The following is a 14,116-nucleotide window of genomic DNA, read 5'->3' as shown; positions in this document are numbered from 1 at the left end:
AGACAATTCCCGAAGGGGATCAGGCACAGCCTCTCTCCAGAAATTTCCGTCCATGACGGTATTGGTTGTCACCTCGCTGGACGAGGTTCGCGCCTCTAGCGGCGCTCCTACAAAGGTTTTTCCGGGTGACGGAGTGTTGACCATAAAAAAGGGCGACCCGAAGGTCGCCCTTTTTTGTGTCTGACGTCCGTGTAGCGACGTCCGACCTTCCCCTTACTCGTAATCGAAGGAGAAGTGCTCCGCCTTGAGCTGCATGGTGCTCTTGGTGGGCTTCAGCGCGGCTTCGGCGTGGGCCTTGGCGCTGGGCAGCATGCGATCGAAGTAGAACTCGGCGGTGGCCAGCTTGGCCTGGTAAAACTCCGCCGGCTCTTCACCGCCGTTCTCCAGCTTGTCCTTGGCAACGCCAGCCTGCAGGGCCCAGAAGTAGGCCATCATGGCGTAGCCGCTGTACATCAGGAAGTCGTAGCTGGCGGTGGAAACGATATCGCGGTCCTTGGAGGCTACCAGCATGATGCGGGTGGTCAGGTAGTTCCACTCAGCGGCGATCTTCAGCAGCTTCCAGGCGAACGGACGCAGCTTGGGATCACGCAGGTTCTTGGTGCCGAAATCCACCAGCTTCTTGCTGAAGTCACGAACACACTTGCCCTTGGTCAGCAGCAGAACCTTACGGCCCAGCAGATCCAGAGCCTGGATGCCGGTGGTGCCTTCGTACAGGGTAGAGATGCGCGCGTCACGGACGATCTGCTCCATGCCGTGCTCTTTGATGTAGCCGTGGCCACCGAACACCTGCATGCCGTCGTTGGCCACTTCCAGACCTTTCTCGGTGAGGAAGCCTTTCAGGATCGGCGTCAGGAAGCCCAGCTCGTCATCCCACTTCTGGTATTCCTCGTCGTTGTCGGCCTGGGCAGCGCTGATCATCTTGTCCGCGTACTGGGCGGCGAAGTAGATCATGGCGCGACCGCCTTCAGCGATGGCCTTCTGCTTGAGCAGCATGCGGCGCACGTCACCGTGGTGGATCAGGCTGTCGGCGATGGCATCCGGCTCTTTCTTGCCAGACAGGGCGCGCATGGACTTACGCTCCTTGGCATAGGTCAGAGCGCCCTGGTAGGACAGCTCGGCGTGGGCCAGACCCTGGATGGAAGTACCGATACGGGCGGTGTTCATGAAGGTGAACATGCACTCCAGGCCCTTGTTTTCCGGGCCGATCAGGAAACCGGTGGCTTCATCGAAGTTCATCACGCAGGTGGCGGATGCCTTGATGCCCATTTTCTTTTCCAGGGAACCACAGCTGACGCCGTTATCTTCACCGATCTTGCCCGGCAGGTACTTGGGCACGATGAACAGGGAGATACCACGGGTGCCTTTGGGGGCGTCAGGCAGACGCGCCAGCACGATGTGGACAATGTTCTCGGTCAGATCGTGCTCACCGGAAGAGATGAAGATCTTGGTGCCGGAAATCTTGTAGGAGCCGTCTTTCTGCGGCTCGGCCTTGGTTTTCACCTGGCCCAGATCGGTGCCGCACTGCGGCTCGGTGAGACACATGGTGCCGCCCCAGCGACCTTCGGTGAGCGGGACCAGGTAATCCTGCAGCTGCTGGTCGGAGCCGTGCATCTGGATGGTGTTCATGGCACCCATGGACAGGCCCGGGTACATGGTGAACGACCAGTTGGCGGTGGCCATCATCTCGGACTTGATCAGACCCAGAGACGCCGGCAGGCCCTGGCCGCCGAATTCCACCGGGTGGCTGAGACCCTGCCAGCCGCCGGCCACGAACTCGTCGTAGGCTTCCTTGTAGCCTTTCGGAGTGGTAACCACGCCGTTTTCAAACTTGCAGCCTTCTTCGTCACCGCTCTGGTACAGCGGCGCCAGAGTGTTTTCACACAGCTTGGCCATTTCGCCAATGATGGCTTCGACCATATCCGGGGTGGCTTCTTCACCTTCCGGGAAAGTTTTGTAGTGGCTTTCGAAATCAAGCACTTCGTTCATCAAAAAGCGCATATCGCGCACGGGAGCCTTATAAGTCGGCATAACAGTTACCCTCGTCAGGCAGAAATCGATTCAACTGTCAGTAACGGACAGCGCAACAGGGCGAGCATTGTTCGGCAATTCAAGCGCAAACACATTGACTGTCAAGGCGGGCGCGGGCGGGCGTTAGGGTGAATGGGTGTAAACGGGGAAGCTTCTAGCTGCGAGCTACTAGCTTCTAGGAAAATGACGCGATTTCTAGGAAGCCGCTGTTGGAGCTCCGCTTGAGGGGCGAAGGGGTGCGATGATTCCCTCTTACACCTGGATAAACCTGTCGAGAATCAGAGATGCCTGATTGCCCTGCGGCCAATCCCGCGCTAACGCGCGATTCGCCCCTCAAGCGGGGCTCCTACAGCAGCTGCGTAGATATGTTGGTGTAGGGTATGCCCGCGGGGGCTCGCAGCTAGAAGCTCGTAGCTAGCCGCTATTTCTTCTTCCCCTTCCAGCTATACATGGAGGTGGACACCCCCGTCCGCCGCGCCACTTCGTCCCAGATGCCCTGGGGGAGAATGGCCTTCATCAGTTCCACCGACTTGGCCATGGGCGGTTCGATGACGAAAGCGTCCTTTTTCTGCATGCCCCGCATGATGCTTTTCACCACCTTCTTCGGGGTCAGCATGGGAGAGAACAGCGGCGTTTTCACGCCGTCGAACATGCCGGTGGAAATATAGCTGGGGCAAACGCTGGTCACATGTACATGCTTGATCTTGCGTACCGCCAGTTCCAGTCGCAGGGATTCCGAGAACCCCACCACTGCCCATTTGCTGGCCGCGTAGGTGCTGCCGTAGGGCAGGCCGATAAAGGCAGAAGCACTGGCGATGTTGACCAGGAAGGCCTCGCTGGCCTGGATCAGGTCTTCCAGGAACGCATGGGTGGTGGCCATCAGCCCTTCACTGTTCACCCGGAAGGTGTTCAGGTGCTGTTCCAGCTCCACGGTCTCGAATTCACCGCCGAACACCACCCCGGCATTGTTGATCAGGGTGGTGATGGGGCCCACTTCCTGGTGCAGCTTGTCGCGGAATTTGGCGATGGAGGCAATCTTGCTCACATCCAGCACATAGGGGTGCGCCTTGCCGCCGGCAGCCTTGATGCGATCGGCGACTTCACGGGCGGCGCTGATACGCCGGGCGGTAACAATCACCTCGGCGCCCTGGGCCGCAAACTCTTCGGCCATCAGGGCACCAATGCCGGCACCGGCACCGGTGATCAGAATGCGATGATTATCGAAACGGGCCATAACAAAATTCCTTAAAACAAGCTGCGAGCTACTAGCTTCGAGCTACGAGGCGCGTAAAAGGGATGGAGATGTTTGCACTCCTGTGCCCGCGCCATGGCATTAATCGCGGCGAGGACGGTTCAAAGTAATGCACTGGTTCTCGCGTCGCAGCTGGTAGCTTGAAGCTCATAGCTGCTTTTTACCCTGGCAGCTTCAGCCCGACCAGCACCACCTTGCCATCTTCCACCGAGCGGGCCCGCAAGCGCAGGCCGCTGATACGCACCGTATCACCGACAACCGTCTGCTTCCCTACCTGTTTGGTAAACAGCTCGGCCACGGTCAGGCCCTGCCAGAGCGGCGGCGGGGCTTCTACGCCGTAGATGGCAATCAACTGCGCCACCGGGGTCTTGCCGAGCACAGTGAAATCGCCGTAATAGCGTTTCTCGTCGTGGCTCATCTTGTGGCACAGGTCGGACAGGGCGGACTTGTGCGACAGGGGCGCCAGCCAGGCGATCAGGTCGCCGGCTTCGATATCCGGGTTGTCATTGAGACTGAGCACCTGCTGGTTACGGTACAGGATCAGCGGGGTGCGTTTGTCCTCGCTCAATTCGCCCAGTGGCTTGCCCACGGCCCGGGCGCCGGCCTCAACCTCGAACTGCATCAGATAACGATCACGGGGGGCGGCCAGCGGGACGGTCTGTTTGGGTTCGGTGGTGGGCGGCACCGACACTTTCAGTTTACGCGCCACATAGCGCAGGCTGGCGCCCTGGCCGAGCAGGGAAATCAGCACTACCACCAGGGTGATATCAAACAGCAGGTAAGTCTGCTCCACCCCGGCCAGCAACGGGAACACCGCCAGCACAATAGGCACCGCGCCGCGCAGGCCGGTCCAGGCGATAAAGGTTTCCTCCCGCCAGGTAAACCGGAACGGCAGCAGGCTCACCCACACGGCTATGGGGCGCGCCAGCAGCATCAGGAAGGCCGCTACCGCCAGTGCCCAGGGCAGGTTTTCGGTGAGCCGGGATGGCGTTACCAGCAGACCGAGGATCAGGAACATGCCGGACTGGGCCAGCCAGGCCATGGAATCCATGGCCTTGAGCACGTTGTCGCCGGTGCCGCCACGGCGATTGCCGGCCACCAGGCCAGTGAGATAGATGGCCAGAAAGCCGGAGCCGCCCACCAGGTTGGTGAGGGCGAACACCATGGCGCCGCCACTGCACAGCAGCAGGGCATGCAGCCCTTCGTTGCTGCGCACCCGGAGCAGCAGCTCACTGATTACGGCACCCAGCAGCAGGCCGAGCAGGGCGCCCAGGCCGAACTGTTGCAGCAGGGTCCACAGCATGCCGATGCCCCAGTCGGCAGTCGGGTCCACCAACAGCCCTACCAGCATCAGGGTGATGAAGATGGCCATGGGGTCATTAAGACCGGATTCGATTTCCAGGGTGCTGGCCACCCGTTCGTTGAGGGTCACCCCGGCGCCCTTGATCACGCTGAATACCGCTGCCGCATCGGTGGAGCCAATAATGCCGCCCAGCAGCAGCCCCACCCGCCAGTCCACGCCCATCAGCCAGGTGGCAAACGCCCCCACCAGGGCGGCGGAAATGGCGACGCCAAAGGTGGCCAGGCTAAGAGCCGGCTTCAAACCCAGCCTGAAGGTGCTGAGTCGGGTACGCAGGCCGCCGTCCAGCAGGATCACGGCGAGGGCGATATTGCCGATCACATAGGCAGTGGAGAAATCATCAAACTGGATGCCGCCGATACCGTCTTCGCCGGCAACCATCCCCACCACCAGGAAAATCAGCAGCGACGGGACCCCGAACCGGGCACTCAGCGAGCCCAGCAGCAGTCCGGTAAACATCAGGCCGGTGCCGATAAGAAGAAACAGGTTCAGAGAGTCCAAGCCGAATCCATGCCAAGAGAGTCAGGGTTCTATAGTAGACTAGCTTACACGCAACTTGCTGCACGCTGCATGACGGGACTTTGACTCTTTTCGTAGGAGCGGCGCTTGAGCCGCGAAAGGGCATTGGGAAAGTGTTCGCGAGTAGCCTCGCGGCTCAAGCGCCGCTCCTACGGTGAATTGCGTGCGCGGTGCTTGCAGCGTGTGATGTTGCCATTATACTAGCGCGCCCTTCTGGCTATATTTTGAACAGCAGGCCCCCTGCAAGGCGAGTGTTGAGATGGATTTTTCCCAGCGATTTGGCGTGATTGTGATCGGCGGCGGCCATGCCGGCACCGAGGCGGCACTGGCGTCCGCGCGCATGGGCGTCTCTACCTTGTTGCTCACCCACAACATCGAAACCCTGGGCCAGATGAGCTGCAATCCGGCCATCGGCGGCATCGGCAAGAGCCACCTGGTGCGCGAGATCGACGCCCTGGGCGGTGCCATGGCCCGGGCCACCGATAAAGGCGGCATCCAGTTCCGCGTGCTCAATGCCCGCAAGGGCCCGGCGGTGCGGGCTACCCGCGCCCAGGCGGATCGGGTCCGCTACAAGGCCGCCATCCGCGCCACCCTGGAAAACCAGCCGAACCTGACCCTGTTCCAGCAGGCGGTGGACGACCTGATCGTGGACAATGGCCGCTGCGTGGGCGTGGTCACCAATATGGGCCTGCGTTTTGTGGCCGATGCGGTGGTGCTCACCGCCGGTACCTTCCTGGGTGGCGTCATTCATATCGGCCTGGATAACCACCAGGGCGGTCGTGCCGGCGATCAGCCGTCCAATGCCCTGGCCCGTCGTCTGCGCGAGCTGCCGTTCCGGGTCGACCGCCTGAAAACCGGCACCCCGCCACGCATCGACGGCAAGACCGTGGATTTTTCCGTGATGGAAGAGCAGTGGGGCGACAGCCCGCTGCCAGTGATGAGCTACCTGGGCAAGGTGGAAGAGCACCCGCAGCAGGTGTGCTGCTACATTACCCACACCAATGCCCAGACCCACGACATCATCCGCAGTGGCTTCGACCGCAGCCCCATGTTCACCGGCGTGATCGACGGGGTCGGGCCGCGCTATTGCCCCTCCATCGAGGACAAGGTGAACCGCTACCCGGACAAGGACAGCCACCAGATCTTTGTGGAGCCGGAAGGGCTGGATACCCACGAGCTGTACCCCAATGGCATTTCCACCAGCCTGCCGTTCGACGTGCAGCTGCAGGCGGTGCGTTCCATCCGTGGCTTCGAGAATGCCCATATCACCCGGCCGGGCTACGCCATCGAGTACGACTATTTCAATCCCCAGGATCTCAAGCACAGCCTGGAGACCAAGCACATGCCAGGCCTGTTCTTCGCCGGCCAGATCAATGGCACCACCGGCTACGAAGAGGCGGGTGCCCAGGGGTTGCTGGCGGGCCTGAACGCGGCGCGACTGAGCCAGGAAAAAGACGCCTGGACGCCCCGTCGCGACGAGGCCTATATCGGCGTGCTGGTGGATGACCTGATCACCATGGGCACCCAGGAGCCCTACCGCATGTTCACCAGCCGCGCCGAATACCGGCTGCTGCTGCGCGAGGACAATGCGGACCTGCGCCTTACCGAAAAAGGCCGTGAGCTGGGCTTGGTGGACGACGAACGCTGGGCGGCCTTCAGCGCCAAGCGTGAGGGCATGGCGAAGGAAGAGCAGCGCCTGAAAAGCACCTGGGTGCAGCCGAAAACGCCCCAGGCCGAGGCGGTGAATGCCCTGATCGAGAAGCCGCTGACCCACGAATACAGCCTGCTGGATCTGCTCAAGCGCCCAGAGTTGAGCTACGCAACCCTGGCGGACGCGGTGGCGCTGGACGAGCGTCCGGATGCGGCGGTCATCGAGCAGATGGAAATCCTCGCCAAGTATGCCGGCTATATTGACCGTCAGAACGACGAGATCGCCAAGTTGAGGGCGGCGGAAACCACCAAACTGCCGGAAGACTTCGATTATGGTCAGGTGAAAGGCCTGTCCAACGAGGTGAAGCAGAAGCTTGGCGATATCCGCCCCGAGACCCTGGGGCAGGCGGGCCGGATACCCGGGGTGACCCCGGCGGCCATCTCCCTGCTGATGATCTATCTGAAGAAACACCAGCACCAGCAGAAGGCGGCCCAGCAGGCATGACCCTTTCCACAACCTTATCCGATACCCTGGCCCGGGGCGTGGACGCCCTGGGCCTGTCCCTCAGTGATGACCAGCAGCGCCAGCTCCTCGCCTATGTGGACCTGCTGGTGAAGTGGAACCAGGCCTATAACCTCACCGCCATCCGTGATCCGGCAGAAATGGTCACCCGCCATCTGCTCGATTCCCTGGCGGTGCTGCCCTATGTGGAAGAAACCGACACCCTGGATGTGGGCACTGGCGCCGGCATTCCCGGCATTATTCTGGCCGTGTCGCGGCCGGATCAGGCCTTTACCCTGCTGGATTCCAACGGCAAGAAAACCCGTTTCGTGCGCCAGGCCCGCCGGGAGCTGGGGCTGGATAACGTGGAGGTTGTGCACGCCCGCGTGGAACAGTACGGTAAGAGCCCATCACAGATAATTTGCCGTGCCTTTGCATCCTTGTCGGACATGCTGGCACTCATGGCGCCGATAATTACCGATAATACCCGGGTACTGGCCATGAAAGCGGCCAGCACAGAGCGGGAATTGGCGACCATGCCGCCGCACTGGCAGGGAAACCACCATAGTCTGAACATTCCCGGGCTCGATGAGCCCAGGACACTGGTGGTGGTACAACAGCGCAGCGATTGAAGGCCACCGGGGTGGCCTCCATAAGGAGACAGCAGTGACCACCGTATTTGCCGTAGCGAACCAGAAAGGCGGCGTGGGGAAGACCACCAGCAGTGTGAACCTGGCGGCGTCGCTGGCAGCCACCCGCAAGAAAGTCTTGCTGGTGGATATTGACCCCCAGGGCAATGCCACCACCGGCTCCGGGGTGGACAAGTTCGAGACGGATTACACCATCTACGATGTGCTCTGCGATGACGTGCCCATCGAGCAGGCGGTTACCGGTACGCCGGAAGACTCCGGCTTTGCGCTGATCGCCGCCAATGGGGATTTGACCGCCGCCGAAGTCCAGCTGCTTGAGATGAAGTCCAAGGAATTCCGCTTGCGTAATGCGCTGGCGCGGATCCGCGACGACTATGATTACATCCTCATCGACTGCCCGCCGTCCCTGAACATGCTCACCGTGAATGCATTGACGGCGGCGGACTCGGTGATCGTGCCGATTCAGTGCGAGTACTACGCCCTGGAAGGCCTGACCGCGCTGATGAACACCATCGAAAAGATCCGCTCGGTCCTCAATCCCAAGCTGCACATCGGCGGCCTGCTGCGCACCATGTACGACCCGCGCAACAGCCTGTCCAACGATGTGTCCAACCAGCTGATCAGCCACTTCGGCGACAAGGTGTATCGCACCATTATTCCGCGTAACGTGCGTCTGGCGGAAGCGCCCAGCCACGGTGCGCCGGTGATCACCTATGACCCCAAATCCCGTGGCGCGGTCAGTTATCTGGCCCTGGCCGGTGAGATCCTGCGTCGTGAGCAGGCTCTCAAGGCCCAGCCTGCAGCAGCTTCATAAGGAAAGAAAGATCATGGCGGCAAAGCGTAAACGCGGTCTCAGCAAGGGCCTGGATGCCCTGCTCAGCAGCAGCGAGTCCTACCAGCAACACCAGGACGAAGTGCGGATCCAGCAGCAGGCGGAAGACCGCGCCAGTGGCGTGGAGCATCCCCCCCGTGACGGCGAACTGCGTCACCTGCCGGTGGAATGCATGGAACGCGGTCGCTACCAGCCGCGCCGGGATATGTCCCCGGATGCGCTGGAAGAGCTGGCCGAGTCCATCCGCGCCCAGGGGGTCATGCAGCCCATCGTGGTGCGCCCCCTCGGCGAAAAGCGCTACGAGATCATCGCCGGTGAGCGCCGCTGGCGTGCCGCCAAGATGGCCGAGCTGGACACCATTCCCGCGGTAATCCGCGAGGTGCCCGACGAAGCCGCCATCGCCATGGCGCTGATCGAGAATATCCAGCGGGAAAACCTCAATCCCATGGAAGAGGCCATTGCCCTGGGCCGCCTGAAAGAAGAATTCGGTCTCACCCACCAGCAGGTGGCCGACGCAGTGGGGAAATCCCGCGCCATGGTCACCAACCTGCTGCGCCTGATGAGCCTGGAATCCGACGTCAAGAAGCTGCTCGAGCATGGCGACCTGGAAATGGGTCACGCCCGTGCGCTGCTGGCGCTCACCGGCAACAAGCAGGTGGAAGCGGCCCGCACCGTGGTGGCCAAGGGCTTGTCCGTGCGCCAGACCGAAGAGCTGGTGCGCGATTTCGAAAAAGCCAAACCCGCCAAACCGGCACCGCCCAAGGAAGATCCCAACGTGAAAGCGCTGATCGGCGATTTGTCCGACCGTCTGGGTGCGCCGGTACAGATCCAGCAGGGCCAGGGCAACAAGGGCAAGTTGGTAATCAGCTACAACAGCCTGGATGAACTGGATGGCATCCTGGCGCACATCAAGTAGCCCGTCCGGCGTGATAACCATGGAAGGTATGGAGGGATAGTGGGGCGGTTTCTTTACCGGGCCGAGGCCGACGGCAAGCCGGTTTCCGGTATTCAGGATGCGGACAGTGCCGCTGAGGCCGTGGCGTTGCTCAAGGAGCAGGGTCTGCAGGCCGTGCGCCTGCAGAGCGATGCCATGAGCGCCGCCATGCCCCTGGATACCAACGGCCTGGCGGACCAGGACTACGCTGAACTGCGCCATTATTTCCAGGCCCGTCACGGGCTGCGCCCCTTCCTGTTGATGCTGTTCAAGCAAACCTGGCTGCTCTGGCTGCTGGCCGTGCCCGGTGCCATGCTGCTGTGGCTGGCGGATTATCGGCTGTGGGCGGGGCTGTTGCTGCTGGTGCCGCTGATCGTGGCCGCCATTGCCCTGTGGAAATACCGCGACGCCCGTGACTTCGATGCCATGCTCTCCGCCATTGCGCTGGGGCACTGGCAAAAAGCCGCCGCCCTGGGTGACCGCCTGGGCCGTCGCATCCGTGATGAATCCGTAGCCATGGAACTGACCGTGCAACGGGCCTGTTTGCAGGCCAGGACCGGTGAGGCCGACGAGGCACTCGCTACCCTGGCACCCTGGCAACCGGTCATGGATATGCTGATGCCGGGCATGTACGCTGCCCAGCAGGCCCGGGTCTACCTGGCTGCCCGTGAGCACGAGGCCCAGTTATGCTGCCACCGCGAGGCCGTGGCAGCCTCCCAGCAGGATCCCAGCCAGACCCTGGACTATGCCCTGATGGAAGCCCGCTATGGGTCCGCCGCCCGGGCCCACTGCCTGCTGCTGGAGGTGGACCCGGCGCTGTTGCCGGAATATGGCGATGCCTTTGTGCCCTGGGTGGAAGGGATCGTGGCCATGCGCCAGGGGCGCAATGAGGCAGCGGCCACCAGCCTGCGCCTGGCCCTGGACAGACTGCAGCAGCTGGCTGGCAATCCGGCGGTGTGGCCCACCCTGGCCATGGTCGGCGGGGATGCTGCCCGGGTCCTGCTGCGGCGGGGCCGGAGTGATGAGGCGGCGGCCATGGTGGACGCCGTCTGGCCGGTGCTGGCGGTCCATGGCGACCCGGACCAGCTTGCCGCTCTGGCGCCGGTGTTGCCCGCCAGCGCATAGCTGATGGCTCTGGCTGACGGGTAAACAAAAGAATTTTAATGTTTACCAAATATCCTGAATCTGGTTCATAATGGGCCTGGCCCCGCTCTCACAACATCCCCCCTCTGAAATTGGTCTTGAGAGCCTTTTTAGGATCCATACGCTGCCGCGCCGGAGTCAATTTTTTTGTCAGGTCGTGATTGCGATTGTGTGGTGTAGTTTTTCTACATAAACAAGAGCAATCACGGGCTGGCGGAAAAAGGGGCCCGGCCCTTCGGGTTGCCGCTAAAAATGGCCCCATGCTGTGTTATGAACCTTGAGCTTGACCCGTCAGGCCCTGCGGTTCATGCCTTGCCTGGGGCCATTTTTAGCGGCAACGCGGCAGCGTATGGATCCTAAAAAGGCTCTGAATTGACTAACAATCCGTCCTGCACGGTTGCCAGTAGCGTGCCAACTCCATATACTTCGCCGCGCTAAAGATCAGGGGTGCCAAGACCTTGCGCCTGGTGCGGCATCAACTTGCATCAGCCCAGAGGCTTTACGGTGACCAGCAACGAATTTCAGCCCAACAGAACACTGTTCTGGGGCTTAATGCGCGCCCAGCTTGTAACGCTGGTGCTTTTCGCGCTGCTGGTAACCACCCTGGCCGGTACACTGGCCGGTCTGGTAGCGGCCTGGGGAGGCACTATCAGCCTGATCGCTTACGCCTGGGGCGGCTTTCAGTTATGGATGCACCCCGGAAACCGCGCACCGAAACGCATGGCCACTGCCGCGATTCGGGCAGAGATGGGCAAGATCGCAATTATGTTGTTGCTGTTTTGGCTCACCTTCTCCAAGGTCCCTGAAGCGCGGGAAATGAAAATCGCAATGGTTCTGCTGCTGGGCTTCATGCTGACCCAGATTGTGGGCTGGGTTCAGGTGGCACGCCTGGACGGGCAAGCGGCGGCAGAACAAGACAGTCAAGACGACTGAGACGGTAGGCATCGGCTCTCTAACAGAGGTTTGACATGGCAGCGAACTCCGCCGGCGAGTATATCAAGCACCATCTGGGTAATCTGACCTATGGCAAACTGCCCGAAGGGTATGTCCGTGAATGCCATGGTCACGCGGAGACGCTCACCGAGACTACCTGGACCTTCGCCTGTAACGGTAACGAAGCCAAAGACATGGGCTTTGCCGCCATTCACGTGGATTCCCTGGTCTGGTCCGGCGGTCTCGGCATCATCATGTGCCTGCTTTTCTGGCTGGGCGCTCGCAAGGCGACTGCCGGCATTCCTTCCGGCTTCCTTAATTTCGTAGAAATTATTATCGAGTTCATTGATACCCAGGTTCGCGACTCTTTCCACGGTAAGAGCAAGCTGATCGCCCCGTTGTCACTGGTGATCTTCTGCTGGGTTTTCCTGATGAACCTGATGGATCTGGTCCCCGTGGACTTCATCCCGAAAACATTTGAGTGGGTAATGGTGAGCTTCTTCGGCTGGAGCGCCCACGAAGCCTACTTCAAGATTGTTCCGACCACCGATCCGAACATTACTCTTGGCATGTCATTTAGCGTAATGTTCCTGATCATCTTCCTCACCATCAAAACCAAAGGTGTGGGTGGATTTGTCGGAACGTTGGCACTGCATCCTTTTGAATCCGGCAACCCGGTGGTCAAAGCGCTTCTGATCCCGGTGAACCTGCTGCTGGAAACCATTGCTCTGCTGGCCAAGCCGGTATCTCTGGGCCTGCGACTGTTCGGCAACATGTACGCGGGTGAGTTTGTGTTTATTCTGCTGGCAGCCATGATGGGCACCTGGCAGTTCGTAGGTGCCTGGCCCTGGGCGGTATTCCATATTCTGGTAATCACCCTGCAGGCATTTATCTTCATGGTTCTGACCATCGTGTATCTGAGCATGGCGGTCGAAGAGCACTAAGTTTTTTAAACCGGTTTTTAATTAAACCAACCAAGCACTTAACGGGAGTGTAAAGATGGAAGGCATTCAATTTCTTGCTGCTGCTATCGTAGCTGGCCTGGCGGCCATCGGCGCAGGTCTGGGCTTCGGCATGATGGGTGGTCGTTTCCTGGAGTCTGTGGCTCGTCAGCCTGAACTGGCTCCGATGCTGCAAACTCGCATGTTCATCATCGCCGGTCTGCTGGATGCTGTGCCGATTATCTGTATCGCCATCGCGTTCCTGCTGATTTTCCAGTAAATCGCGCTTTACTTTTTAAGCCCCGATTTTGGGAAATCTAAGCAACGCGGATTGAGGTGTTGGCATGAATATTAATGCGACACTAATTGGCCAGGCCATTTGGTTTGCCCTGTTTGTGTTCTTCTGCATGAAGTTCGTTTGGCCTCCGATTTCTCGGGCGCTCGAGGAACGAAAGCAGAAGATTGCCGAAGGCCTGAGTGCCGCGGATCGGGCAGAGCGTGATCTGGAACTGGCGCAGGAAAAGGCGACCGCCAATCTCAAAGAAGCGAAAGAGAAGGCGGCCGAAATTATTGATCAGGCCAATCGCCGGGCTAATCAGATTGTGGAAGAGGCTAAAGATGCAGCGCGCACCGAAGGTGAGCGTCTGGTAGCCAAGGCCCACTCTGAGATTGACCAAGAGGTTAATCAGGCTCGTGAGCAGCTGCGTAAAGAAGTGGCGGCCCTGGCGCTGAGCGGTGCCGAGAAGGTACTGGCTGGCGAAGTAAACCAGGACGCGCACAAGCAGATGCTTGAGCAGCTGGCGGCTGAACTCTGAGACTACGGGTAACCCATGGCTGAACTGACCACCATCGCACGCCCCTACGCCAAGGCCGCCTTTGTTTTTGCAAAGGAACAGGGCGCCCTGGACAAGTGGGAAAAGATGCTGGGCTTGGCAGCGGCAGTGGCAGGTGATGCCACCATGCGTGCCTACCTTGACCAGCCGGAACTGGATGACGCTGCCAAGGTTTCTGCTTTTGCAGAAGTCTGTGGCGATGAACTCGACGAAAGTGGGCGCAATTTTGTCGCCCAGCTGGCGCATAACAAGCGTCTGCCGCTTTTGCCGATCATCCTGCAACTGTTCCACGAGCTTCTGGCCCAGGAGCAGCGGTTCACCGATGTGGAGCTTGTCTCCGCATTCGATCTGGACGACGCTGCAACCGAGAAGCTGGTAACAGCGCTGAAGAAACGCCTTGGCACTGACGTGAATGTCACCACGTCTGTGGACCAGTCCCTGATTGGAGGCGTGCTGGTGCGAGCCGGCGATACCGTAATTGATGGCAGTGTGCGTGGCCGACTAAACCGTCTGGCAGAGCAACTGAACTCTTGAGTTTG

At 60.3% G+C, this 14,116-nt stretch carries 13 protein-coding genes; 10 read left to right on the top strand and 3 right to left on the bottom strand.

Annotation, left to right across the window (positions count from 1 at the left end; genetic code table 11):
* Positions 1 to 213: 213 nt before the first annotated feature.
* From KZ772_RS12675 to KZ772_RS12665, 3 genes are all read right to left on the bottom strand, one after another.
* Positions 214 to 2,028, bottom strand: a complete 1,815-nt coding sequence (locus tag KZ772_RS12675) for an acyl-CoA dehydrogenase C-terminal domain-containing protein (RefSeq protein ID WP_290536905.1) — start codon at positions 2,026 to 2,028, stop codon at positions 214 to 216.
* A gap of 421 nt (positions 2,029 to 2,449) precedes the next feature.
* Entirely contained in the window at positions 2,450 to 3,262 is an 813-nt protein-coding gene (locus KZ772_RS12670; RefSeq protein WP_290536904.1) for an SDR family NAD(P)-dependent oxidoreductase, read from the bottom strand.
* 178 nt (positions 3,263 to 3,440) lie between these two features.
* Entirely contained in the window at positions 3,441 to 5,141 is a 1,701-nt protein-coding gene (locus KZ772_RS12665; protein ID WP_290536903.1) for a potassium/proton antiporter, read from the bottom strand.
* Between the two features lie 277 nt (positions 5,142 to 5,418).
* Between KZ772_RS12665 and mnmG the strand changes: the two genes are divergently transcribed.
* The 10 genes from mnmG (at position 5,419) to KZ772_RS12615 (ending at position 14,111) form a co-directional block, all read left to right on the top strand.
* Positions 5,419 to 7,314, top strand: coding sequence for a tRNA uridine-5-carboxymethylaminomethyl(34) synthesis enzyme MnmG (mnmG, locus tag KZ772_RS12660; protein WP_290536902.1), 1,896 nt, complete (start codon positions 5,419 to 5,421; stop codon positions 7,312 to 7,314).
* Positions 7,311 to 7,943 (top strand): 16S rRNA (guanine(527)-N(7))-methyltransferase RsmG, encoded by a 633-nt coding sequence (gene rsmG / locus KZ772_RS12655; RefSeq protein WP_290536901.1) that lies wholly within the window; start codon positions 7,311 to 7,313, stop codon positions 7,941 to 7,943. The genes mnmG and rsmG overlap by 4 nt, the downstream gene beginning before the upstream one ends.
* A gap of 34 nt (positions 7,944 to 7,977) precedes the next feature.
* Positions 7,978 to 8,775 (top strand): ParA family protein, encoded by a 798-nt coding sequence (locus KZ772_RS12650; RefSeq protein ID WP_290536900.1) that lies wholly within the window; start codon positions 7,978 to 7,980, stop codon positions 8,773 to 8,775.
* A gap of 13 nt (positions 8,776 to 8,788) precedes the next feature.
* Positions 8,789 to 9,709 (top strand): ParB/RepB/Spo0J family partition protein, encoded by a 921-nt coding sequence (locus KZ772_RS12645; protein ID WP_290536899.1) that lies wholly within the window; start codon positions 8,789 to 8,791, stop codon positions 9,707 to 9,709.
* A 39-nt stretch (positions 9,710 to 9,748) separates the two neighbouring features.
* A complete protein-coding gene (locus KZ772_RS12640) occupies positions 9,749 to 10,852 on the top strand; it encodes a hypothetical protein (protein ID WP_290536898.1) in 1,104 nt (367 codons plus the stop codon).
* A 570-nt stretch (positions 10,853 to 11,422) separates the two neighbouring features.
* Positions 11,423 to 11,803: an ATP synthase subunit I gene (locus tag KZ772_RS12635; RefSeq protein ID WP_290536897.1), complete on the top strand. Its 381-nt coding sequence runs from the start codon at positions 11,423 to 11,425 to the stop codon at positions 11,801 to 11,803.
* Positions 11,804 to 11,838: 35 nt separating this feature from the next.
* Positions 11,839 to 12,747, top strand: a complete 909-nt coding sequence (atpB, locus tag KZ772_RS12630) for a F0F1 ATP synthase subunit A (RefSeq protein WP_290536896.1) — start codon at positions 11,839 to 11,841, stop codon at positions 12,745 to 12,747.
* A 55-nt stretch (positions 12,748 to 12,802) separates the two neighbouring features.
* Complete coding sequence (gene atpE / locus KZ772_RS12625; RefSeq protein ID WP_007151035.1) at positions 12,803 to 13,024, top strand: F0F1 ATP synthase subunit C; 222 nt, start codon at positions 12,803 to 12,805, stop codon at positions 13,022 to 13,024.
* Positions 13,025 to 13,088: 64 nt separating this feature from the next.
* Positions 13,089 to 13,559: a F0F1 ATP synthase subunit B gene (locus tag KZ772_RS12620; protein WP_035245638.1), complete on the top strand. Its 471-nt coding sequence runs from the start codon at positions 13,089 to 13,091 to the stop codon at positions 13,557 to 13,559.
* A gap of 15 nt (positions 13,560 to 13,574) precedes the next feature.
* On the top strand, positions 13,575 to 14,111 hold the full coding sequence (locus KZ772_RS12615) for a F0F1 ATP synthase subunit delta (protein WP_290536895.1): 537 nt from the start codon (positions 13,575 to 13,577) through the stop codon (positions 14,109 to 14,111).
* Positions 14,112 to 14,116 lie beyond the last annotated feature (5 nt).

The organism is Alcanivorax sp. (assembly GCF_019431375.1).
In the GTDB taxonomy this organism is placed as follows: Bacteria; Pseudomonadota; Gammaproteobacteria; order Pseudomonadales; family Alcanivoracaceae; genus Alcanivorax; species Alcanivorax jadensis_A.
This window is presented reverse-complemented; position numbering and strand designations above follow the sequence as displayed.